Annotated in this window: 22 protein-coding genes; 8 read left to right on the top strand and 14 right to left on the bottom strand. The window is 73.1% G+C overall.

What is annotated here, in order from left to right; genetic code table 11:
- Nucleotides 1–125: 125 nt before the first annotated feature.
- A complete protein-coding gene (locus tag E1212_RS03905; RefSeq protein WP_162605294.1) occupies nt 126–1262 on the bottom strand; it encodes a DNA glycosylase AlkZ-like family protein in 1137 nt (378 codons plus the stop codon).
- A gap of 87 nt (nt 1263–1349) precedes the next feature.
- On the opposite strand from E1212_RS03905, the gene E1212_RS03910 reads away from it, so the two are divergent.
- The 4 genes from E1212_RS03910 to E1212_RS03925 all read left to right on the top strand — a co-directional run bounded on the left by E1212_RS03910 (nt 1350) and on the right by E1212_RS03925 (nt 3256).
- Entirely contained in the window at nt 1350–1619 is a 270-nt protein-coding gene (locus E1212_RS03910; protein ID WP_238992239.1) for a helix-turn-helix domain-containing protein, read from the top strand.
- Between the two features lie 83 nt (nt 1620–1702).
- Nucleotides 1703–1927 carry a helix-turn-helix domain-containing protein gene (locus E1212_RS03915; RefSeq protein WP_238992240.1) on the top strand — a complete coding sequence of 75 codons (225 nt, stop codon included), beginning with the start codon at nt 1703–1705 and terminating at the stop codon, nt 1925–1927.
- Nucleotides 1928–1980: 53 nt separating this feature from the next.
- Complete coding sequence (locus E1212_RS03920; protein WP_203416341.1) at nt 1981–2220, top strand: helix-turn-helix domain-containing protein; 240 nt, start codon at nt 1981–1983, stop codon at nt 2218–2220.
- Between the two features lie 46 nt (nt 2221–2266).
- Nucleotides 2267–3256 (top strand): SDR family NAD(P)-dependent oxidoreductase, encoded by a 990-nt coding sequence (locus E1212_RS03925; RefSeq protein WP_131979417.1) that lies wholly within the window; start codon nt 2267–2269, stop codon nt 3254–3256.
- A gap of 29 nt (nt 3257–3285) precedes the next feature.
- Here E1212_RS03925 and E1212_RS03930 read toward each other — a convergent pair whose 3' ends face one another.
- The 8 genes from E1212_RS03930 to E1212_RS03965 all read right to left on the bottom strand — a co-directional run bounded on the left by E1212_RS03930 (nt 3286) and on the right by E1212_RS03965 (nt 13062).
- The gene (locus E1212_RS03930) at nt 3286–3960 is read right to left on the bottom strand and encodes a hypothetical protein (protein ID WP_131979421.1); all 675 of its coding nucleotides are present in this window, start codon (nt 3958–3960) and stop codon (nt 3286–3288) included.
- A 17-nt stretch (nt 3961–3977) separates the two neighbouring features.
- A complete protein-coding gene (locus E1212_RS03935; RefSeq protein ID WP_131979424.1) occupies nt 3978–4628 on the bottom strand; it encodes a hypothetical protein in 651 nt (216 codons plus the stop codon).
- 355 nt (nt 4629–4983) lie between these two features.
- The gene (locus E1212_RS03940) at nt 4984–6228 is read right to left on the bottom strand and encodes a hypothetical protein (protein ID WP_131979427.1); all 1245 of its coding nucleotides are present in this window, start codon (nt 6226–6228) and stop codon (nt 4984–4986) included.
- Between the two features lie 162 nt (nt 6229–6390).
- Entirely contained in the window at nt 6391–8316 is a 1926-nt protein-coding gene (locus tag E1212_RS03945; RefSeq protein WP_131979629.1) for an alpha-ketoacid dehydrogenase subunit alpha/beta, read from the bottom strand.
- Between the two features lie 29 nt (nt 8317–8345).
- Nucleotides 8346–9908, bottom strand: a complete 1563-nt coding sequence (locus tag E1212_RS03950; RefSeq protein ID WP_131979430.1) for a class I adenylate-forming enzyme family protein — start codon at nt 9906–9908, stop codon at nt 8346–8348.
- On the bottom strand, nt 9905–11407 hold the full coding sequence (locus E1212_RS03955; RefSeq protein WP_131979433.1) for a M81 family metallopeptidase: 1503 nt from the start codon (nt 11405–11407) through the stop codon (nt 9905–9907). Before E1212_RS03955 ends, E1212_RS03950 begins: the two co-directional genes overlap by 4 nt.
- A gap of 3 nt (nt 11408–11410) precedes the next feature.
- On the bottom strand, nt 11411–11764 hold the full coding sequence (locus tag E1212_RS03960) for a RidA family protein (protein ID WP_131979436.1): 354 nt from the start codon (nt 11762–11764) through the stop codon (nt 11411–11413).
- 26 nt (nt 11765–11790) lie between these two features.
- Nucleotides 11791–13062, bottom strand: coding sequence for an aspartate aminotransferase family protein (locus tag E1212_RS03965; RefSeq protein WP_131979439.1), 1272 nt, complete (start codon nt 13060–13062; stop codon nt 11791–11793).
- A 284-nt stretch (nt 13063–13346) separates the two neighbouring features.
- Between E1212_RS03965 and E1212_RS03970 the strand changes: the two genes are divergently transcribed.
- Together E1212_RS03970 and E1212_RS03975 are read left to right on the top strand one after the other, a co-directional pair.
- A complete protein-coding gene (locus tag E1212_RS03970; protein ID WP_131979442.1) occupies nt 13347–14240 on the top strand; it encodes an IclR family transcriptional regulator in 894 nt (297 codons plus the stop codon).
- 81 nt (nt 14241–14321) lie between these two features.
- Nucleotides 14322–15242 carry an SMP-30/gluconolactonase/LRE family protein gene (locus E1212_RS03975; protein WP_131979445.1) on the top strand — a complete coding sequence of 307 codons (921 nt, stop codon included), beginning with the start codon at nt 14322–14324 and terminating at the stop codon, nt 15240–15242.
- A 105-nt stretch (nt 15243–15347) separates the two neighbouring features.
- Here E1212_RS03975 and E1212_RS03980 read toward each other — a convergent pair whose 3' ends face one another.
- The 5 genes from E1212_RS03980 to E1212_RS04000 form a co-directional block, all read right to left on the bottom strand.
- Nucleotides 15348–16319 carry an aldo/keto reductase family protein gene (locus E1212_RS03980; protein WP_131979447.1) on the bottom strand — a complete coding sequence of 324 codons (972 nt, stop codon included), beginning with the start codon at nt 16317–16319 and terminating at the stop codon, nt 15348–15350.
- A gap of 121 nt (nt 16320–16440) precedes the next feature.
- A complete protein-coding gene (locus E1212_RS03985; RefSeq protein WP_162605297.1) occupies nt 16441–17241 on the bottom strand; it encodes an SDR family NAD(P)-dependent oxidoreductase in 801 nt (266 codons plus the stop codon).
- The gene (locus E1212_RS03990) at nt 17238–18206 is read right to left on the bottom strand and encodes a Gfo/Idh/MocA family protein (RefSeq protein WP_131979452.1); all 969 of its coding nucleotides are present in this window, start codon (nt 18204–18206) and stop codon (nt 17238–17240) included. The genes E1212_RS03985 and E1212_RS03990 overlap by 4 nt, the downstream gene beginning before the upstream one ends.
- Nucleotides 18203–19324 (bottom strand): pyridoxal-phosphate dependent enzyme, encoded by a 1122-nt coding sequence (locus E1212_RS03995; protein WP_131979455.1) that lies wholly within the window; start codon nt 19322–19324, stop codon nt 18203–18205. The genes E1212_RS03990 and E1212_RS03995 overlap by 4 nt, the downstream gene beginning before the upstream one ends.
- Nucleotides 19321–20262, bottom strand: coding sequence for a succinylglutamate desuccinylase/aspartoacylase family protein (locus E1212_RS04000; protein ID WP_131979458.1), 942 nt, complete (start codon nt 20260–20262; stop codon nt 19321–19323). The genes E1212_RS03995 and E1212_RS04000 overlap by 4 nt, the downstream gene beginning before the upstream one ends.
- On the opposite strand from E1212_RS04000, the gene E1212_RS04005 reads away from it, so the two are divergent.
- Together E1212_RS04005 and E1212_RS04010 are read left to right on the top strand one after the other, a co-directional pair.
- The gene (locus E1212_RS04005; RefSeq protein WP_131979461.1) at nt 20261–20923 is read left to right on the top strand and encodes a nuclear transport factor 2 family protein; all 663 of its coding nucleotides are present in this window, start codon (nt 20261–20263) and stop codon (nt 20921–20923) included. The genes E1212_RS04000 and E1212_RS04005 overlap by 2 nt on opposite strands.
- Nucleotides 20920–21414, top strand: coding sequence for a nuclear transport factor 2 family protein (locus tag E1212_RS04010; RefSeq protein ID WP_131979464.1), 495 nt, complete (start codon nt 20920–20922; stop codon nt 21412–21414). Before E1212_RS04005 ends, E1212_RS04010 begins: the two co-directional genes overlap by 4 nt.
- Nucleotides 21415–21535: the final 121 nt, after the last annotated feature.

The following is a 21535-nucleotide window of genomic DNA, read 5'->3' on the forward strand; positions in this document are numbered from 1 at the left end:
TGCGGTTCGAGGGACGCCTTCCCCTGCGACCTCGTTCCGCCCAGGTGAACCTGCGACGGGTCTATTGTGCACGACGACCGACCCGGCCGCCATGTTCCGGGGGGCGGACGGGCTCCGGCGTGTCTTCAGCTCGCGGTCTCGATGCGCACCTCCGAGGCGCCGAAGCTGCGGCCGATGACGTCGGCGTCGGCGCGGACGGACTCCGTGCTGGACCAGCCGCGCGGAAGCGGGCCGAACGGTGCTGCCGTCAGCGTGAGCCGGCCGCGGGCGGTGCGCCGCCGCCAGGTCGCCACGATCTCGCCGGCGTGCAGCACGATGCCGGGATTGGCGGCCGCCGCCCAGACTTGCGTGCGCCGGCCGGCGTCGGGCAGCACGAGCTCGCGGTCGGCCAGCTCGGTGAGCGGGTCGTACGGGCCCAGCAGCCGCAGCTCGTCCGGTTCGGGCGGGTCCTCGAGCGCGGCGACGTCGGCCGCGAGCACCGAGCCGCGCCGCCCGCCGGCCTCGACCTCGGTCAGCTCGGACTCGGCCAGGGCCCACCAGTCCCTGGCCGCCGCCGGGGTGAGCGACAGCCAGGTGGCGAGGTGCGCCGGGCGCACCGGCCCGGCGACGTGGACGTAGCGGCGGACCAGCTCGGCCCGCGCATCGGCGACGGCGACCGTGCGGCAGGCGCCCGCGGGCGCCTGCCGGTACCGGAACACCTGGGCCGACTCGACGTCGGCGATCAGCCCCGCCTGCAATGTCGCGTACCGGAACAGCGCGTCCTGCACGTGGTGGACGCCGCAGCCGCCGCACCACGGCGCCAGGGCCGGCGTGACGCGGGGCGACACGGCGCCGGACAGCTCGCCCTTGGTGCGCCGCTCGCCGTCGGCCATGACGTCGCGCATGACCCCGGCCACCTCGTCGACGGCCGCGCCGAAGGCGGCCCCGATCTCGGCTCCGAACGGGCTGATGGCCTGCTTGGCGAGCGCGGCGCCGTCGTCGATGTGCAACGCCCCTGCCAGCAGGCCGAGGTCGTCGATCCGATGCAGGTGCAGGGCGGCCCGCACCGAGTGGACCAGGACGCCGTCGCCGCCGTCGCCGTGGTCTCCGTCGCCGTGGTCGCCGTGGTCGCCGTCGCCGCGCAGCGCCACCGCCAGCCGCGCCGTCGTCCCGGCGGGATGGTCCTGGACGCCCACCGCCAGGACGGCGCCGGGCCCCGCGGCCGGGCCGGAGAGGCCGGCGGCGGCCGCCCGGTAGGCCAGGACCTGTCCGCGAGTGAGCATGGGGCTACCATCCCACCCGCCACCGACAGCGACGAATGCCATCCATAGTCTGTCGACCCATAGTGCCCAGGCCTCGACCGTGGACGAGTGTCGACGACTGAGGAGTACGCCCGCGGGCTGCGTGAGGCGTTCGCCGCGCGCCTGCAGGAGCTACGTGACGCCGCCGAGCCCGAACTGAGCCAGGAGGCGCTGGCGATCGCCGCCGGACTGGACCGCTCGTACGTCGGCATGCTCGAGCGGGCCGAGCGCACGCCGTCGATCTTCGTCGTGCACCTGCTGGCAGAGGCGCTGGGGCGGCCCGCGCGTGACCTGCTCCCCGATCATCCGCCGCCCGTTCTGCCCGGAGTGTCGGAATAATGGATACAGTCCGGCTCGCTGAACTCGCTCATGCTACTCATAGTCTGTAGATCTTGAAGCAGGGCGACCCGCAGCGTAGACGGGTGCCACAGCCTCTCGACGACGAGCGCCGCGCCCTGAGCGCATTCGGCACTCGCGTCCGGGAGCTCCGCCGCGAGCTGGGGCTGAGCCAGGAGGATCTCGCCGACCGCGCGAACCTCCACCGCACCTACGTGGGGTCGATCGAGCGGGGCGAGCGCAACGTCGCGCTGCTCAACATCCACCGCCTCGCGAAAGCTCTGGGTGTGACCGCCCGCGATCTGCTCTGACTGGCTCTCCATAGTCTGTCGACGAACGATCATGATGCCCCGACGGTGAGGGGATGCCCGCACACGACGACGTCAAGGCCGGCAAAGCCGACTTCCTCATGGCCTTCGGCGAGACGGCGCGCGCCCGCCGCGGCGTCCTCGGCCTGACGCAACGGCAGCTGGACGCGCGCATGGGATACCGCGGCAAGTTCTCCGGCGGGGTCGAGCGCGGCGTGCGCAACCTCACCCTGGACAACCTCTACCTGCTGGCCGCGGCCCTCGAGACCGACCCGCGGGACCTGCTGACGGAGTAGTGCCGGCCTTGACTTCGAGCGCGCTCGAATTCGTAGCGTCGAGGGCATGACCATCTCGCAGCAACAGCCGATCGGCACCGGGTTCGGTGCCCGCACGACCGCCACCGAGGTCCTGGCCGGGCTCGACCTGTCGGGCCGCATCGGCATCGTCACCGGCGGCTACTCGGGCCTCGGGCTCGAGACCACCCGCGCGCTGGCGGCCTCCGGTGCGCACGTCGTCGTCCCGGCCCGGCGCCCGGACCGCGCGCGCGAGGCACTGGCCGGGATCGACGCCGCAGGCCCCGGCTCCGTCGAGATCGACGAGCTCGACCTGGGCGACCTCGAGAGCGTCCGCGGGTTCGCCGAGCGGTTCCTCGCGTCGGACCGCCGCCTCGATGTCCTCATCGGCAGCGCCGGCATCATGGCCTGCCCCGAGACGCGCGTCGGGCCGGGCTGGGAGGCGCAGTTCGCGACCAACCACCTGGGCCACTTCGCGCTGGTCAACCGACTCTGGCCGGCTCTGGCTGCCGGCGACGGCGCCCGGGTGGTGTCGGTCTCGTCGCGCGGCCACCACCGCTCGCCGATCCGCTGGGGCGACCCGCAGTTCGCGACAGGTTATGACAAGTGGCTCGCCTATGGGCAGGCGAAGACCGCGAACGTGCTGTTCGCCGTCCACCTCGACGCGCTCGGGAAGGCTGCCGGCGTCCGGGCGTTCGCGCTGCACCCGGGCGGGATCCTCACGCCGTTGCAGCGGCACCTGCCGAAGGAGGAGATGGTCGCGTTCGGCTGGATCGACGACGACGGCAAGCCGCTCGAGCCGAGCTTCAAGACGCCGGAGCAGGGCGCCGCGACCCAGGTGTTCGCGGCCACCTCGCCCAGGCTCGCCGGTATGGGCGGCGTCTACCTCGAGGACTGCGACGTCGCCGGCCCGGCCACCGGCGAGGGCACCACCGCCGCCGGTGTCAAGGACTACGCCGTCGACCCCGGCCAGGCCGCCCGGCTGTGGTCACTCTCGGCCTCCCTCACCGGCGTCGACGCCTTCGCCGCCGCCCGCTGAGCCCGTTCGACGACGGCGGCAGCCTGCGGTCAGTGCCAATCGAGGCGCTCCCAGCGTTCGAGCGGGCCCTGCCGGGTGTCGGCGAGCTCGGCACTGCGCAGGTCGGCCACGTGCACACCGCCCCACGGCCGGAATCCGAGCGCCTCCAGCACCGCGGTCCGCCGGGCCTGCAGCCGCTCGGCCACGCGCTCGCGGGCGGCGCGGCCGAGGCCGGTGCTGCGCGGCCGGCCGGGCACGGCGGGCCCGGGACCCGTCACCCGGAAGGCGGCGAGCCGGGCCAGTGGCAGGAACGCCGCGAGCGCGCCGGCCAGCAGCACCGGGCCCAGGCCATGGCCGCGCCAGGCGGCCGCGAGCTCGTACCGCCGCACGACCACCACCCGCGGCGGGCCGTCGCCGACCCAGGCCTCGAGCTCGGGCAGCAGGCTGCCGCCGTCGCCGTCGCTCACCACGTGCGCGAGGAAGCCGGGAGCCCACTCCCCCAGCACGACGGCGTCGAGGGCCACCCGGCCGCGCCGCAGGTCGGCGACCGTGACGGACAGGTCGGCGACGTGGCGCACCTCGGGGGCGCACAGGCCCAGCTCGGAGACGGCGGCGGTGACCTCCCACGCCTCGGGCCGGTGCTCGTCGTCGAGTTGCCACCACGCACGGCGCTGCAGGACGGTCAGCTCGACGGACATCGGGTTGGCCGGTGGGGCGGACAGCACGGTCGGGAGCCCGCCCCTCACTGGTCCGGGTCGTTGTAGGGGCCCCAGCGCTCGAGGGGCTCGAGGCTGGCGTCGGTGAGGGCGGGGTTGCGCAGATCGACCACGTACACCCCGCGCCACAGGTAGAAGCCGATGCGCTCCAGCAGCGCACCCAGCCGCAGGCAGGTGAGCTCGGCGGAGACCCGGTCGCCGCACCCGCCCAGGAAGTCCGCCGGCGAGATGCGGCAGACCGCCAGCCGCGCGGTGGCGGCGAAGCGTTCGAGGCTGGCCGCGATGAGCGGTCCGGCGAGGCCGAAGCCGCGCCACGCGGGCGCGAGCTCGAACCGGCGCAGGATCACCATGCGCGGCAGACCGTCGCTGATCTGGTCGTCGAGCTCGGCTACCAGCGTTCCCTCGGAGAGGTCGAGGACGGTCTCGGCGATGAACTCGAGGGCCCACTCCCCGAGCTCGACGCTGTCCAGGAGGTTACGGTCACCGTTGAGGTCGGCGACGGCGAGGGAGAAGTCGCCCACGTGGCGGTGCTCCGGCCGGCAGAGGTCGAGGTTCCACACGTCCGCGGAGACGTGCCAGTGCTCGGGGAGATCGTCTTCGTCGACCGTCTGCCACCACAGCATCCGGTGTGTGACGCTCAGTTCGATCGACATCGGATTCGCGGGAAGGTCAGCCACTCCGGTCACCTCGCTCGCACGACATGGTTCGCAGGCGGGTATTCCGGCTGGCCCGGGGTCACAGCCAACAGGACGGTCACGAGCGGCGTCGAACACCTTCACCACCTCTTCCGAGATGGGCGGGTGAGCTTCCAGCTCCTGGGCTGCCATTGTCCTACGACGCTGACTATGTGCAACCTGACTGCTCGTGACACAGCGGGCCGAACCGGGGCGATAGCCGGATGACACTACTAGTGCATCGTGCGAACTCACGTGGAATGCTACTCATCGTCTGTCGACTCAAAGTCTGCCACACCTGACGGCGAAATGACGTGTCGGTAGCCGATTTCCGGCTGCCGGTGCTCTGGCCCGCGAGCTATGAGGCGCTGAGCCGACGCCAGTCGGCCGCGTCGATGCCCAGCCGCTGCCGCAACGACCGCACCTGCTGCTCGAGTGCGTCCAGCGCTGCGACGACAGCGGCGCCGGTATGGCCCTGCCCGTTCAGCGCGTCGCGGAGCTCGTCGTTCTCGGTTCGGAGGCGGTCGTTCTCGGACAGCAGCTCGACCAGGCGGCGATGCTGGCCGCGCCGGGTCAGCACCTGCACCGGCCGCCCGTCGGGCCCGGTCGTCGCCGGCTCGCGCACCGTGCCGTCGACGACCGGCCGGCGCGCGGTGACGTCCTCGTCCGCAGTCGCGCTCGGCACCGTCACCACCGGCAGGCGAGCCGCGACACCGTCGTCCTCGATGCGGCCCTCGAGGGTGGTCAGCACCGAGTCGACGAGGCCGATGTCGTGCGGAAGCGGCGCGCTGAGAGTCCGGTCGCGCTGCGACAGGCCGAGGATGTACGACAGCCGCCGCGGGCCGGTGCGGTCGATGCGCACACTGCCGAGGATCTGGTGCCGGCGCGGGTCGAACGGGTCGTCCAGCCGCACACCGGGCAGGTACGTGCGGATGGCGCTGTCGGGGATCGCGTGGTTCGGCCCGACCATCTCGTTGAACTCATCCTCCGCCGCGGCGGGGAGCAAGAACATGTGCCCGAGCCCGACGACCTCCCACGCGACGTTCGTCGCCCACGTCTGGAACTCAGCGGCATCGCGGGCGCCCTGCCGCGCCACGTACACCGGGCCGAACCTGGACTCGTCGGCGAGGTAGTCCATGAGGTCGGGCAGGTCGGCGAGTCCGGCCCAGCGGGGTTCGGTGCTCACCGGCACCAGGCCGTCGGCGCAGTCGAGCTCGGGGAGCAGCCCGCGCAGGACGGCCGGCACCGACATGAACGGCACGCGTGGCGCGCGGTCTCCCGGCTCGTCGGCGACCTCGATCTCGACCCACAGCCAGCCCGGGCCGTGCCGCCCGTCCTCGACGGCGGTGATGGTGGTGCGCCAGATCTCCTCGGGACCACGCGCCAGCGGATGCAGGCGGCGCCAGCGGTACAGCCGCCGGCCGGTGTCGTCGTCGGCCACCAGGACGGTGACGACGTCGTCGGGATCGAGCTCGGCCCGCCCCGGCCGGCCGGGATCGACGTCGATCTCCTTCGCGGCCGACCACCGGCCGACATGGTCGACGACGGTCTCGACGACCGGACCGGAGAACGTGTGGAGGAACGATCGGAAGCCCACGGACACGGGTCGGCCCTCCATTCCGCGATCCATCGGACGCGATGAACCAGCGCTCGTGTGTTTCGTTCACTGACACTACCGTTTTAATACGGCACGACCACCCGACACGTCAAGGGCCCGCAGGCGCAGCCGTACGGCATGCGACCTGCGGGCCTGGGGACACGCGGTTCAGTCTCTGACGAGGCGGCGGACGGCGTCGGCGATGGCGTCGGCGCCGGGGAGCCAGGCCCATTCGAGCGCCGGGGCGTACGGAACCGGCGTGGGCGGCGGGGCGACCCGCACCACCGGGGCGTCGAGATGCCAGAAGCCCTCGTCGGCCGCGAGGGCGGCGAGCTCTGCGCCGACGCCGAAGTCGCGGACCGCTTCATGGGCGATGACCAGGCGATTCGTCCGCGCCAGCGACTCGAGCACCGTCGCCCGGTCCAGGGGCACGATGGTCCGCAGGTCGACCACCTCGGCCGAGATCCCCTCCGCGGCAAGCGCGGACGCCGCGGCCAACGCCTCGTGCGCCATCCGCGACCACGACACCACCGTGACGTCCGTGCCTGGCCGGCGCACGACGGCCCGGCCCAGCGGGACCAGATGCCCAGCCGGTGGTTTCACTCCGCGGAACCCGTAGAGGTGCCGGTGCTCGACGAACACGACCGGATTGGGATCGCGGATCGCGGCGCGGAGCAGTCCGTAGGTGTCGGCGGGCGTCGACGGCATGACGACGGCGAGGCCGGGGACGTGCGCGAGCAGCACCTCGAGGCTCTGCGAGTGCTGGCTGCCCGACGACCGGCCGGCGCCGAACTGCGTGCGCACGACCAGCGACATCGCGGCCCGGCCGCCGGTCATGTACCGCAGCTTCGCCGCCTGGTTGAGCAGCTGGTCGAAGCAGACGCCGAGGAAGTCCATGTACATGATCTCGACGACCGGCCGCAGCCCGGCCATCGCCGCGCCGACGGCGAGCCCGGTGATCGCCGTCTCGCTGATGGGGGTGTCGCGCACCCGCTCCGGGTAGGCGCCGGCAAGCCCTCGGGTGAGCCCGAAGACGTTGCCGCCGGCGCCCACGTCGATGCCGGCCACGAAGACGCCCGGATCCTCGTCCAGCGAGGTCGCCAGCGCGTCGCGAACGGCGTCCATCACGCGGTACCGCTCCTCCCCCGAGGCGGGCACGACGCCCTCCGCGACGGCCGGCCGCGGCGCCACGACGTACTCCCCCAGCGACGACGGCGACGGCTCGGGCGCCGCGCGGGCGAACTCGATCGCCGCCTCGATCTCGGCGTCGACCTCGGTGTCGACGACGGCAACGGCTGCGGACCCGACCCCGAGAGCCAGCAGGCGGTCGCGGGCGACGGCGAGCGGGTCGCGGCGTTGCCACTCGGCCACCTCGACGGCGTCGCGGTAGCGCTGCGGGTCGCCCTCGTAGTGGCCGTGCCAGCGGTAGGTGTCGGCCTCGAGCAGCACGGGACCGCCACCCTGGCGCCGTCCCTCGACCAGCTTCGCCATGACGTCGGCGACGGCGACGACGTCGTTGCCGTCGACGTGCGCGTACTCGATGCCGTAGCCGGCCGCGCGGTCGACCAGTCCGGCCCGGTGCTGGTCGGCAGCCCGAGAGAACTCCGCGTAGTGGTTGTTCTCGCAGCAGAAGACCACCGGCAGGTCCCAGACGGCGGCGAGGTTGACGGCTTCGTGGAACATGCCCTGGGCCACGGCGCCGTCGCCGAAGAACGCCACCACGACGCCGTCGCTCCCGGTGAGCCGGAACGCCGTGGCGACCCCGCCGGCGATGGGCAGCCCGGCGCCGACGATGCCGTTGGCGCCGTAGACGCCGAGCGCGGGATCGGCGATGTGCATGGACCCGCCCCGCCCGTGGCAGGTGCCGGCGTCGCGGCCCATGAGCTCGGCGAACATCGGCGCGGGCGGCATCCCCTTGGCCAGGCAGTGCCCGTGCCCGCGGTGCGTCGAGGTGATGGCATCGGTGGCGCGCAGCGGCCGGCAGGCGCCGACGGCGGTCGCCTCCTGCCCGATCGACAGGTGCAGGAACCCCGGCACCTCGGTGTCGCGGTACAGCTGCCCGGCCCGTTCCTCGAACCGTCTGATGCGGCGCATGCGCCGGTACAGCTCGAGGAGCTCGGCGGTCACGCGAGCGCCCGGGCGAGGTCTCGCAGCCCGGCCTTGCGGACCTTCCCGATGGACGTGCGCGGCAGCTCCGGCACCGGCACCACCTGCGACGGGACCTTGAACGCCGCCAGCCGCTCGGCGCAGTGGTCGCGCAGGCCGTCGTCGTCGACGGCGGCGCCCGCGGCCAGCACGACGAAGGCGAGCAGCCGCTCGCCGAGGATCGGGTCGGGGACGCCGACCGCCGCGCACTCCTCGACCAGGGGGTGCTCCAGCAACACCCGCTCGACCTCGCCGGCGCCGACGTTCTCGCCCTTGACCTTGATGACGTCCTTGCGCCGGTCGTGGAAGAACACATAGCCGTCGTCGACGCGGCCGAGATCACCCGTGCGCAGCCAGCCCCCGCCGTCGAGCACCTCGGCCGTCGCCCCGGGGTCCTTGAAGTAGCCGGTCATGGTCGACGGGCCGCGGATCACCAGCTCGCCGACCCCACCCGGCGCCACCTCGCCGCCGTCGTCGCCCAGGACCCGCAGCTCCCAGGCCGGGCTCACCGTACCGATGGACTGCCAGTCGTGCCGCGGATCGAGGTGGACGGGGGTGCGCGTGCCGCAGGCCGCAGACTCCGTCAGTCCCCACCCCATGGACACGGCGACGCCGAACCTGGTCTCGACGGCGCGGATCTCGTCGCGGTCGAGCGGCAGCGCGTACATCATCAGCCGCATGGACTCCGCCGCCGACGTCTCAGCCGGGCCCGGCGGCGCGCCCAGCAGGATCCGCAGCGGGCCGGCGGTGAGGTTGCCGACGGTGATCCCTTGCGCCGCCACCACCGACCAGTACGCCCTGGCGCTGAACACCGGCCCGACCACCAGCTGCGACCCCGTCAGCAGGGCCGGCATCAACTGGAAGCACATCGCATTGACGTGGAACAGCGGCAGCACGCAGTAGGAGCGGTCCGACGGCGTCAGCGCGGTCTGGTCGCGGGTCGTCGCGCCGGCGGCCAGGAGGGCCGCGTGCGAGAGCATGACCCCCTTGGGCCGGCCGGTGGTCCCCGACGTGTACATGATCAGCGCCGTGCGCCGCCCCGGAGGCCCGAGCGGGTCGAGGGGCAGCGGCGTCGTCGCCCGGCGCGCTCGCCGGCGGCCGTTGGTCACCGTCGTGCCGCACACGACCGGCGGCGGGACCGCCGCACCGGCGGCCACCCGCTCGGCCAGGCCCTGGTGCCGCAGGTTGGTGACGAGGGCGGCGCACTCGCTGTGCTCGACGACGTAGCCGAGCTCGTCGGCGGTGTACTGGGCCACCGTCGGGACGGCGACCGCCCCCAGCTCGGTGATCGCCAGCAGAGCGACGACGAACGCCGGAGCGTTCTCCATGTGCAGCACGACGCGGTCGCCCGCGCCGACGCCCAGTTCGCCCAGGAGCGCGGCGAGCTCGGCCACGTCGGCCGCGCAGTCGGCGTACGTCCAGGTCCGGGCCCCCGCGGGCTCGAGCGGGTCGGCGTGGGTGAGGAACGGCCGGTCGCCGTCGGCCGCGGCCCGGTGCGCCAGGACGTCGCCGAGCGTGAGGTGGTCGAACGTGGTGGTCATCGGCCCTGCTCCGCGGGTCCGGCGGGGAACGTGGCCGGCTCGAACGGGTACAGCGGCCGTCGCCGGCGGCGGTACTCGAAGCGGTCCAGGCCCATGGCCGTGATGCCGTCGGTGTCGACGACGAGCAGCCGCGTGGCGATGGGCGCGTAGGCCGCCCGCGGGGCGTTGACGCCCTTCGCGACGATGACGCGGAACGACCGCGGGTCCAGGCCCAGCGAGGTGAGCTGGCGCCGGCTGGTGTTCATGGTCTGCCGCGACATGAGTACGAGCGTCGGCCCGTCGGCGGTCTCGAGGACCGCGGTCGGGCCCATGTCGAACCAGCGGAACCCGCCGTGCGTCGGCGCCGGCTCCTCGAACCGGCCGTCGGAGATCACCCGGACCCGGCCCTTCACCGGCACCGGCGCGCCGGCGGAGTGGCTGTGCCGGGCGCCGACGGCGAGGCTCACCTCGGCGCCCACGCCGGCGGCGATGCAGGCCGCGGCCGCGTCGGGGTCCCAGAGCGTCTGGACCAGCGAACGCAGCCCGCGGCGCACCGCGCCCTCGAGGATGACGGTGGAGTCGCCGGGGGCGCCCGCGCCGATGTTGTCGCCGACGTCGAGCAGGACGACGGGCCCGCTCGGCTCGCTCTCGGCGAGGTCGAGCGCCTCGTCGACGGTGAGCCCGGTGGCCTGCAGGTCGTCGCGGCGGCTCCAGACCGCCTCGGCCAGCTCCTCGGCCGCCCACTCGGCCGCGAGCCGGTCGCCGTCGTGCACCGTGAGACAGGACATCCCCAGGTGCGGCACGTCGGCGTACGGGAAGCCCTCGACCACGCCGGCCCAGAGCATGCCGGGCCGGGCGGCGACCCGGCCCGCGACGGCGACCAGCGACGCCATGGGCTCCTCGCCGGTGTCCTGGCGGGCGATGTTCACGACCAGCGGCAGCGGCGCGAGCACCTGGACCGGCGCGATTTCGCGGCGCGCGGCCCGGACGACGAGCTCGGTGCACCGCGCGCCCTGCACCGCGGCGTCGACGTGCGGGTTCGTCTGGTACGCGAGCGTGACGGTGAGCGCGCCGACCAGGGCCGGCGAGACGTTGCCGTGCAGGTCGAGCACCGCACCCACGGGCACGTCCGGTCCGACGACGGCGCGCACCCGCCGCGCCAGCTCGGCATCGGCGTCGTCGAGATGGGCGGCGACGGCGGCGCCGTGCAGATTGAGCAGCACGCCGTCCCACGGTCCCCCGCGCCGCAGGTCGTCGAGCATCTCGCCCGCGAGCCACTCGAACGCGTCCTCGGTGACGGCGCCGACAGGGTTGACGAACGCGAACGTCAGCGGGACGACCTCGACACCCAACTCCTGGGCCGCCGCCAGGTAGCCGCCGATGGTCGTCGACGAGCCCCCGTACTCGTCGACGATCTCAGCGCCGCGGAACACACCGCCGGCCGCGAAACGCGCCCGGTCGGCCTGCAGCGGCGAGAACGTGTTGGCCTCGTGGAAGAGGCCGAGCAGGGCCAGCCGCACTGGTCACCCCTCCTCGTCGCCGGCGTAGGCGACGACATCGATCTCGAACCGGACCTGCTCGGTGAGACAGCCCGTCAGCGTCGTGCGGGCCGGACGCGGCGGATGGAAGTACTCGAGGTAGATGCGGTTGAACTCCGGGGCGTCGGCGGGGTCGTGGACGTAGCACCCGGTCCGCACGACGTGAGTGAGGTCCAGGCCGGCCGGCGCCAGCACGCGGCGGACGTTCTCGATCGAGCGGCGCATCTGCTCCTCGAAGGTGCCCGGCACCAGCTCGCCGGCCTCATCGACCGACGCCTGCCCGGACACGAAGACGAACGGCCCGGCCCGGACGATCGGCCGGAAGGGCGCGCGTTCCATGGTCGTGTCCTCTGCTGGCGCGCCCGTCACAGCCACTCCGTCAGCGTCTTGCCGAACCGCGTCAGCGCGGCGTCCAGCTCGCCCGGCCCGTGGCAGGCGGAGACGTACCAGACCCCGCGCGGCGCCACCCAGACGCCGTTGTCGACCAGCCGGTCGGCGAGCTTCTCGTACCGGGCGAGGTCGAGCTGCTGCAGCGTCCGGTAGTCGACGACGTCGGCGTCACCGAACGAGACGTGGAACGCCGCCGGCAGCCCGGCCGCCCGCAGCGGGACGCCGTAGGTCTCGCCGAGCTCGCGGATGCCGGCCATCAGGGCCATGCCGTGCTCCTCGACGGCGGCGTACGGCGGGTCGTCGCGCAGCCGCTCGAGGCTCGCCTTGACCGCCGCCGTCGCGACGACGGAGCCGTTGAACGTGCCCGAGTGGTTGACCTCGCCGGTGCCGAACCGCTCCATCAGGTCCGCCCGGCCGGCCAGCGCCGCGACCGGCCAGCCGGCCGCCAGCGCCTTGGCGTACGTCGCGAGGTCGGGCGTGACGCCGTACCGGCCGGCGGCGCCGCCGAGCCCGAGCCGGAACCCCGACAGCACCTCGTCGAAGATCAGGACGATGCCGTGCGACGTGCACAGCTCGCGCACGCGCTCGAGGTAGCCGGGGAGCGGCTCGATGACACCGGCGTTGATCATGACCGGCTCCATGATGACGGCGGCCACCTGGTCGCCGCCGGCGGCCAGCACCTCCGCGAGCCGGTCCGCGTCGTTCCACGGCAGCACCACGACGTCGTCGAGGTGGCTGGCGAGCTGCCCCGCGCTGGCCGTCCCCCAGCCGTCGCCGTCGGGCGCCATCAGCACGTTGTCGAGCCAGCCGTGGTAGTGCCCCTCGAACCGGACGATCTTCGTGCGGCCGGTGGCGGCGCGGGCCAGCCGGAACGCCGCCTGCACGGCCTCGGTGCCGGAGACGCCGAAGCGCACCATGTCGGGCCACCCCAGCGTCTCGCAGACCAGTTCCGCCGCCTGCACCTCGATCTCGTGCTGGCCGCCGAAGATCACCCCGTAGCGGCAGGCCTCGTTGACCGCCTCGACCACCGCCGCGGGCGCGTGGCCCAGGAAGTTCGGCCCCTGGCCCAGCAGGTAGTCCACGTAGTCGTGGCCGTCGACACTGCGCAGCCAGGCCCCGTCGGCCCGCTCGAAGAAGATCCGCGGGCCGGGCAGCCGCACGTTGGAGTGGACGCCGCCGGGCGTGCAGCGGCTGGCCCGCTGGTGGAGCTCCTGGGAACGGACATGTGGTCGAGCATCTGTGCTCATGAACGGACTCCTGCCGGGCTGGCTGGACACGGGCTCCGGGATCACGGCGTTTTGTTTATCGAAACAGATGCTCCACTTGGCAAATCACGCTACGATCGTCAGAAACCATGCGTCAAGGGGGCCAGTTCGCAGCATCCGCCTGCGACCGGGATCAAGGGCGATGGGCCAGCGGGCGCCGGCACGCAGCAACTGCCGCGAAACTGGCCCCTGGCAGATGATCTTGATTCCGGTATTCTCAGTCTGAAACTGCAGGTTCGGATCCAGAAACCCACGGAGGCGGCGTCATGCCACGCAGACGGCCCGCAGGCCGCAACCCCGACGATCTCGACCCCGAGTCCACCCCCGAAGCCGGCGACGAGCACCTCGACATCCACGACGCGCCCGACCCGGCCACCGCCACACCCGAACAAGCCCGCAAGTACAACAACCGATCCGTCGAACGGGTCGTCTCAATGCTCAACGTGCTCCAGGAGTCCACCGAGCCGATGTCGCTCGTCGAGATCCACCGCTCGATCCGCATGGCGAAGGCCACGGCGTTCCGCTACCTCTGGACGCTCGAGAAGCACCGCTACGTCGAGCGCGACGCCGGCGGCCGCTACCGGCTCGGTCTCGGCTTCGTCGGCATGCAGTCGCGCGACCTCGAGGTCCTGCAGGACCGCGCCCGCCCCTGGCTGGAGCGGCTGCGCGACGAGACCGGCGAGACCACCAACCTGGGCGTCCTCGACGGCAACCTCGTCCGCTACGTCGAGGTCGCCGAGAGCCCGCGCACGGTGCGCATGGTGAGCGTCCGCGGCAGCCGCGACCCGCTCTACTGCACGGCGCTGGGCAAGGCCATCGCGGCCCAGCTGCCCGCGGGCCAGGTCGCCGAGCTGCTCGAGCAGGTCGACCTCAAGCCCCGCACCGGTCACACGATCACCTCAGCCGAGGCCTTCGACGCCGAGCTCGACACCGTCCGGCGGCAGGGATACGCCGTCGACGACGGCGAGAACGAGGAGGACGGCCGCTGCGTCGCCGTCGCCATTCTCGGCACCCGGCTGCCCGCGGCGCTGAGCGTCAGCGCGCCGTCCGTCCGGTTCACCATGGACGAGGTCCCCGTGGTGGCGGCCAGGCTGGCCGAGGTGGCCGCGCACCTGGCCGGCGAGCCCGGAGGCCACCGAACCGACCAGGCAGGAGGCTGACCCCGGTCCGCCCGTGGTGCAGGGGCGGGCGGCTCGGGCCGGCGCTACGGGCGCCGCGACGAGAGGACGAACCGACGGACGATGGTGAACACGACTCAGCCGCGCCTGCTGGTTCACTGCCGTGCAGACGTCGGCGAAGGCCCCGTCTACGACCCCCGCTCCGGCACGCTCTACTGGGTCGACATCCCGGCCGGACACCTGTGGCGCTGGGACCGCGCCAGCCGCGACGTCGCGTACCGCGAGATCGGTGAGCCACTGGGCAGTGTGGCGCTCATCGACGGCGGCGGGTTCCTGCTCGCCGGCCGGCGCGGCGTCCTCGTGCTGGCGGGCTGGAACGACCTCCCCGCCCTCTGGCAGCCGGTCGAGGCGCACCGTGCCACCCAGTTCAACGACGGCAAGTGCGCGCCCGACGGCCGGTTCGTCGCCGGCACCGCCGCGCACGACCCGCGATTCACCGGCGCTCTCTACCGCGTCGACCCCGACGGCACAGCGGCGGCGCTGTTCGACGGCATCGGCATGTCCAACGGCCTCGACTGGAGCCCCGACGGCCGCTGGTTCTACCACGTCGACACCATCGCGCAGAGCGTCAACCGCTACCGCTGGGACGGCGCCGCGGGTGTCCCGTCGGACCCCGAGCGGTTCATCGAGATTCCGTCGAGCGACGGGCTGCCCGACGGCCTCACCGTCGACAGCGAGGGCTGCCTGTGGCTGGCCGTCTGGGGCGCCGGCGAAGTCCGCCGCTACGCCCCCGACGGCCGGCTGCTGGGCGCCGTCGCCGTCCCCACCCCGAACGTCTCCAGCTGCACGTTCGGCGGCCCGCACCGCAATGAGCTCTACATCACGACGGCCGCCCAAGCCGCTCCCCAGCACGGCCGCCAGGGCCGCCTCGCCGGCGACGTCTTCGTCTTGACCACACCCGTTCGCGGCCAGCGCCGCACGCCCTTCCCCCGCCACGGCATCCCGCCGGAGCTGCTCGAGCACCACCCCTACGAACTGGACTGAGCGATCTGTTTCCATCTCCACGTGCGTGAGGGCACGAGGTGAGCATCGACGTAGTGATCGACCCGGCAGTGATCGCGTTGGTGTCGCCGTAGCCGGCGAGCGCGGTCAGCTCAGCCGGACCACGCCCAGGACCTTGTCGGCCAGCTCGATGACATCCGCGCCGATCCCGAGGTCGGGCACGACGGCGTTCGCCTCGAGCTGGGCGATGGTCGAGGCCCCGACCACGACCGAGGAAACGGCCGGATCGCGCAGGCACCAGGCCAGCGCCAACTGTGCCGGCGAGCAGCCGGCCTGCTCGGCGAGCCCCTGAAACTCCGCGACGGCGGCGAGCACCGACCGCGTCAGGTACCGGTCGAACATCCACCGGTCCGCGGGCCGGGCCGCCCGGCTCCCCGCGGGTGCGGCCGCGCCCGCGCGGTACTTGCCGCTCAGCACGCCGTGGGCCAGCGGGGCGAACGCCAGCACCCCGAGCCCGTGCCGGGCGCAGGCCGGCAGCACGCTCGCCTCGGGCTCACGCCACAGCGCCGAGTAGTGGGGCTGGTCCGACACCGGGACCGCCCACCGCTGCTCTCGGCAAAGGGCGACCACCTCGTCGAGCTGTTCCGCCGCCCACTCCGAGACGCCCCAGTAGAGCACCTTGCCCTGCCGCACGAGGTGGTCCATCGCCGCGGCGGTCTCCTCCAGCGGCGTCTTGGGGTCGTAACGGTGGCACTGGTAGAGGTCGATGTGATCCAGGCCGAGCCTGCTCAACGAGGCATCGGCCTGGGCCAGCACGTGCTTGCGCGACAGGCCGCGCAGCAGCGGGCCGTCGCCCATCGGCGAGAACACCTTGGTCGCGACCAGGTAGCTGTCACGCGGGAACACGGCAAGCGAGGCCCCGAGCACGCGTTCGGCCTCTCCCTCGTGGCCCTCCGGGTACACGTTGGCGGTGTCGAACAGGTTCACGCCGAGCTCGTAGGCGCGCCGAGTGCAGGCAACGGCGGCCGCCCCCGCCGCAAGCCCGCCGTGCGTGAGCCACGTGCCGAGGGTGATCTCCGACACCTCGATCCCCCACCGCCCCAGCTGCCGGTACCGCATGGGCGCCCTCCACGACGAGTCCCGGCCCGGCCGGTCCGGGCCCTGCCACCATTGCAGCGCCGGGCCCGGTGCCGTGGTCAGGTGCCGGTCTTCGCCGGACGGCGGGCGCCGCTGGAGCCAGTCACCAGATGGTCCAGCCGCCGTCGACGACGATCTCCGCGCCGGTGACGAAGCCGGCCTCGGGCGAGAGCAGGAAGTTCACCACCCCGGCGATCTCGTCGGGCCGGCCGAGGCGGCCCATCGGCGTGGCCGCGCTGAAGGTGCGGACCACCTCGGGATCGAGCGGCACCTTGCCGACGTCGACCATCCCGGGCGAGACGGTGTTGACCCGGACCCCCATCGGCGCGCCGGCCACGGCGAGCTCCCGCGACATCATGCGCACAGCGCCCTTGGACGCCGCGTACGACAGGTCGCGGACCGGACCGTCGGGCGTGTCGGCCGGCAGCCGGGGCTCGTAGAACGCGTTGTTGAGGGCCACCTTCCCGTACACGGAGGCGACGTTGACGACGGCGCCGCCGCCGGTCTCGCGCATGCGGCGCATCGCCTCGATGGCCAGGAACGCGGCCGCCTCGACGTTGAGCGCGAAGTTCTCGCGCCACCGGCCGACGTCCTGGGCGAACAGCGGCGCCAGGTTGGAGTCGCCTGCGTTGTTGACCAGCGCACGAAGCGGCACCTCCCATCCCTCGGCCGCCTCGTCGGCCGCCCGCAGGATGGCGATCCGGCCCTCGTCGGTCGTGACGTCGGCGGACACCACCGAGGCGGTCCCGCCCTGGGCGCCGATCAGCTCGCCGGTCTCCTTCAATGGCGCTTCGCGGCGTCCGGCCAGGAGGCATCGGTACCCGGCCTCGGCGAGCCGGACCGCCGTCGCGCGGCCGATGCCGCTGCCGGCACCGGTGACGATCGCGATGCCCGCCGCCGTCACGGGAGCCTCCGCACGGTGCAGGCCTTCTCCAGCAGCGCAGCGCTGCGGACGGCGTCGACCGCGGCCTCCGGCGGGACGAGGAAGGGGGTGCCGTCGGCCACCGCCGCGAGGAAGTGCTCGACCTCCAGGCGCAGCGCGCCCTCGACGCGGCCGTGCAGCGTGGGCCAGGAGAGGCAGTCGAGTTCCTCGGCGCCGTCGGCACCGAAGCTCGTGACGCCGTCGGAGCTCCACGCGGCCTGCGCCACGCCCCGTTCACAGTGCACCTTGAGGTCCCAGCGCGGCCCGGCGCTGTCGGGCAGCGTCCAGCCGGTGGCCAGGTGGAACGCGGCGCCGGAGCTCACCGTGCCCGTCGCGGCGAACGTGGCGACCCCGGACGCCGACTCCATCAGCTGCGCGCCGTCGACCTCGGCGACGACGCCGCCGGTGAGCCACTGGATCAGCTCGATGTCGTGGATGGCGAAGTGCCACAGCGGGTTCGTCGTGCCCGCGACCCGCTCCCCCAGCGACCGCTGGCCCCAGGTCGAGGTCGTCACCAGGACCGGCCGGCCCAGCCGGCCGGAGTGCACCGTCTCGGCCACCTGCACATACCGCGGGTAGAACCGGGTGATGTGGCCGGTCATCAGCCGCACGCCGCGCTCGGCGGCCAGCGCCACCAGGGCCTCGGCATCGGCGACGGTGGTGGCCAGCGGCTTCTCGACCAGGACGGCCGCGCCAGCGGCGATGGCGGCCTCGGCCGCAGGCCGGTGCACCGAGTCGGGCGTGGCGACGATCACCACGTCGGGCCGGGTCTCGGCCAGAGCGCGACCGAGGTCGGTGTAGGCCGGTACGCCTAGTTCGGCGCCGACGGCGGCGGCCACGGAGCCGGCGCTGTCGACGACGCCCGCGAGCTCGGCCAGCCGCGAGTCGCGCACCGTCCGCGCGTGCAGGCTGCCCATGAACCCGGCGCCTACGACGATCACCTTCATGATGCGACCCTCCCAGTGATCTCGGCTCGTGCGCCGGACGATCCGGCGGCCCAGTCGGCCACCCGCCCGGCGATGTCGTCGACGGCCACCACCGGCAGGGTGCCCGCGCCGGGGCCGAATCGGCCCAGGTCCTTCCAGCCGGCGCCGGACAGCACCAGCACGACGTCGGCGCCGGAGCCGATCCGGCCCGCTTCGACGTCGGCGATGAGCGCGGCCAGCGTCGTAGCGGCGGCGGGCTCGACGAACACGCCCTCGGCCGCTGCGAGAAGCCGCTGAGCGGCCAGGATCTCGGCGTCGGCCGGAGCCGTGCCCCAGCCACCCGATGCCGTCACCGCGCCCACGGCCGCGACGCCGTCCGGCGGGTTCGGCACCTGCAGGCCGGAGACCGTCGTCTCGCACCGGGTCACCAGCGGCTCCACCCGTACCCCTTGCAACACGTCGACGATGGGCGCGCACCCTGCCGGCTGGCAGGCCACGACGGACGCCCGCATGCCGCCGTGGGCCATCCCGCGCGCGACGGCGACCAACAGCCCGCCTCCGCCGGCGGAGACGTAGACGTGTGTGGCGGTGTCGGCCTGCTCGGCCAGCTCGTAACCGATGGTGTCCGCGCCCCGCATGCCGTCGTGGTTGAACGCGTGCGCGGTGATGCCGAGGTAGAGGTCGTGCCTCTTGGCCGCGGCCAGTACCTGGTCGACCAGCCCGGTGATGCGCTGCGTCGTCGCGTGGTCGCCGACACCGTCGACGCTCACGACGGCGGCCGCGTACGGCAGCAGCGGGACCCGCTTCTCCAGCGGAGCGGACGCGACCAGGCAGAGGAACCCGGGCAGCCCAGCCCGGGCCCCGTAGGCTGCCATCGCGACGCCCGCGTTCCCCGACGACGAGGCGATCCAGCCCCGCCGGCCCTGGTGCCGGGCCAGCGAGAGGGACATCGCGGCGATGCGGTCCTTGTACGACCCGGTCGGGTTCAGCGACTCCAGCTTCGCCGTCAGCCGGCCCAGGCCGAGCCGGCGGGCCAGCACCGGCAGGCCGATGACCGGGGTGTCGCCCTCGCCGAGCGTCACGAGCTCGCCCACTTCGGGCAGATCGGCCGCGAATCGGGCGAGCCCCCGCCCGCTCACGCGCCCGCTCCGTCGTCGAGGCCGGCCAGCGAGAAGAGCACGTCGCCGGCACGGGTGCGCGCCCGGCGGCGCAGGAACATCACCATGCCCGCCGCCGGCGCCGCCACGGTCTCGAGCAGCGTGCCGTCGTACCCGTGGAGGCGACCGATCTCGCCCCCGGCCGGGACGATGTCGCCCGCGGTGACCGTGCTCACGAAGAAGCCGTCGTGGCGCGACAGGACCCCCGCGTCGAGGTCGCCGCCGCCGTCGTAGACCCAGCTCGCCTCGGCGCGCAACGTCGGTCGCCGCGAGGGCCGTAGCAGCCCGAACTCCGCCAGCACGCCCAGCACGCCACGGGTGTAGGCCTCGAGGTGGTCGCCGCGGATGGCGCCACCGCCGCCGCACTCGGCGTAGATCGCCGGGATGCCGCGCTCGGCCGCCACGGACAGGCTTCGTCCCGGCGGCGTCCCCGAGTGCGCCCAGATCAGCGGGGCGCCGAACGCCGCCGCCGCCCGCCTCGACCCGTCGGCGTCGCCGGCGTCGCGGACGAAGCCGCAGAACAGCGGCATGCCGTAGGCCACGCCGGCCGAGTGCAGGTCGATCAGCACGTCGGCGCCGTCGATGACCGACTCGGTGATCGACGCCGCGACCTCGGCCGTGGGGCCGGTCTTCGGATCGCCGGGAAAGCAGCGCGCGAGGTTGCCGCCGTCGAGCGGGCCGGTCCGGCTGCCCGCCGCCCAGGCCGCCGCGTGGGCACGTGCGACCGCCCGCACCGTCCCGGCCAGCGGCGCGCCGGCCAGCTCGCGCACGACCCGGAGCACCGCGAGGACCCCCTCGTCCTCGTCGCCATGCACGCCGCCGAGCAGCGCGACCATCGGGCCCGCACCGCCGCGGACCGTCGTCAGCACCGCCCCGCCCGCCAGCGCCGTCTGATCCGTGGAGACCGTACCGAGCTCCATGTGCACCGCCCTCGGCTGTCATCGGCATGATCGAGAGAACGGCCGCCACGTTGAGCCATGGACCACCGCCATCTACCATACTGAAACACAGGTTCCATTCGTTGAACAACCGATGCCGCAGGCGAAACCCGCCACCATCGCGACGGCCATTCCCGCGCGAGACGATCGATACGGCCACGTACACCGCTCACTCCGAGAGGCGCGAACCCGCGTGACATGCAAACTGCTGGCACAGAAGGCGTTCTCCGGCATCGAGTCCGCGGCCGGCCGGCCGCGCGCACCCGAGGACTTCCGGCCCTACACCGACCTGATCGCGACCGACTGCATGCTCACGTTCGGCGTGCCTGCCGACACGCCGCTGGGGACGGCGTTGCACGGGCGCGCAGCCATCATCGACTTCTGGACGAGGCTCGCACCCGGGTTGTTCGGCGACGTGCACCTCGACGAGCCGCTCTCCTTCGTATGCGACACCCAGCGCGCCGTGGTACTGGGGCGCGAGAGCTACGACATCGTGCTGACCGGCCAGAGGGTCGAGGGCAAGGCCTTCACCGCCGTTCTCGAGTTTCGCGACGGCCTGATCGTCCGCGACCGACGGGTCTACGAGATGGCTGAGTTCATCGACGCACACCGTCACCACCGGAGTTCGGAGGCCGCCCGATGACCGATCCTGCCCAGTGGAGCCAAGAGCAGATCAACACCGGCCTGGCGCTGCGCGCGTGGTCGTACTACTACATCCACTCCTCCATCCGCGACACGACGACCTGCTACCAGCCACTGATCGACCTGTGCGCCGAAGACATCATCTGGTCCCACGACGGGCCGCGGGACGAGCGGGTACCCACCTATCCCGGCGTGATCCACGGAAAGCAGGCGCTGGCAGACATGCTGTCCTGGGAGGACGACATCGTCGGCGAACTGGACCTGCTCGACCCGATCGAGCGTCCGATCGAGTTCATCGCCGAGGGGAACCAGGTGGTCGCGTTGATCGCGGAGAACTACCGCATCAAGCGAACCGGCGCCGTCGTGCGCAACGATCTCGCCGTAGTCGTGATGGACTTCGAAGATCACCTGATCACCCGGATGCGGATCATCGCCAACCTGGCCGACTACATCGAGACCCATTTGGGCGTCGGCTGGTCCGTCCGCGCCTGACCGCAGCGCTCAGCCCGCCGTCAGTCCCATCGCCCGTTCCTGGATTGAGTTCAAGCCGATCTGGTGTCACGATGAGTGAAACACCGGTTCCATTTCCACCATCGGCTACCTGGCTCATTCC

It is taken from the genome of Jiangella ureilytica, assembly GCF_004348545.1.
Taxonomy (GTDB): Bacteria; Actinomycetota; Actinomycetes; order Jiangellales; family Jiangellaceae; genus Jiangella; species Jiangella ureilytica.

Excerpts from the sequence above, each read along its gene's own strand:
- E1212_RS03945 (WP_131979629.1), bottom strand. The coding sequence starts at position 8,316 with ATGCGCCGCATCAGACGGTTCGAGGAACGGGCCGGGCAGCTGTACCGC.
- E1212_RS03925 (WP_131979417.1), top strand. The coding sequence starts at position 2,267 with ATGACCATCTCGCAGCAACAGCCGATCGGCACCGGGTTCGGTGCCCGC.
- E1212_RS04005 (WP_131979461.1), top strand. The coding sequence starts at position 20,261 with ATGTGCACCGCCCTCGGCTGTCATCGGCATGATCGAGAGAACGGCCGC.
- E1212_RS03950 (WP_131979430.1), bottom strand. The coding sequence starts at position 9,908 with ATGACCACCACGTTCGACCACCTCACGCTCGGCGACGTCCTGGCGCAC.
- E1212_RS03965 (WP_131979439.1), bottom strand. The coding sequence starts at position 13,062 with ATGAGCACAGATGCTCGACCACATGTCCGTTCCCAGGAGCTCCACCAG.
- E1212_RS03920 (WP_203416341.1), top strand. The coding sequence starts at position 1,981 with ATGCCCGCACACGACGACGTCAAGGCCGGCAAAGCCGACTTCCTCATG.
- E1212_RS04000 (WP_131979458.1), bottom strand. The coding sequence starts at position 20,262 with ATGGAGCTCGGTACGGTCTCCACGGATCAGACGGCGCTGGCGGGCGGG.
- E1212_RS03960 (WP_131979436.1), bottom strand. The coding sequence starts at position 11,764 with ATGGAACGCGCGCCCTTCCGGCCGATCGTCCGGGCCGGGCCGTTCGTC.
- E1212_RS03970 (WP_131979442.1), top strand. The coding sequence starts at position 13,347 with ATGCCACGCAGACGGCCCGCAGGCCGCAACCCCGACGATCTCGACCCC.
- E1212_RS03990 (WP_131979452.1), bottom strand. The coding sequence starts at position 18,206 with ATGAAGGTGATCGTCGTAGGCGCCGGGTTCATGGGCAGCCTGCACGCG.
- E1212_RS03975 (WP_131979445.1), top strand. The coding sequence starts at position 14,322 with ATGGTGAACACGACTCAGCCGCGCCTGCTGGTTCACTGCCGTGCAGAC.
- E1212_RS03905 (WP_162605294.1), bottom strand. The coding sequence starts at position 1,262 with ATGCTCACTCGCGGACAGGTCCTGGCCTACCGGGCGGCCGCCGCCGGC.
- E1212_RS04010 (WP_131979464.1), top strand. The coding sequence starts at position 20,920 with ATGACCGATCCTGCCCAGTGGAGCCAAGAGCAGATCAACACCGGCCTG.
- E1212_RS03980 (WP_131979447.1), bottom strand. The coding sequence starts at position 16,319 with ATGCGGTACCGGCAGCTGGGGCGGTGGGGGATCGAGGTGTCGGAGATC.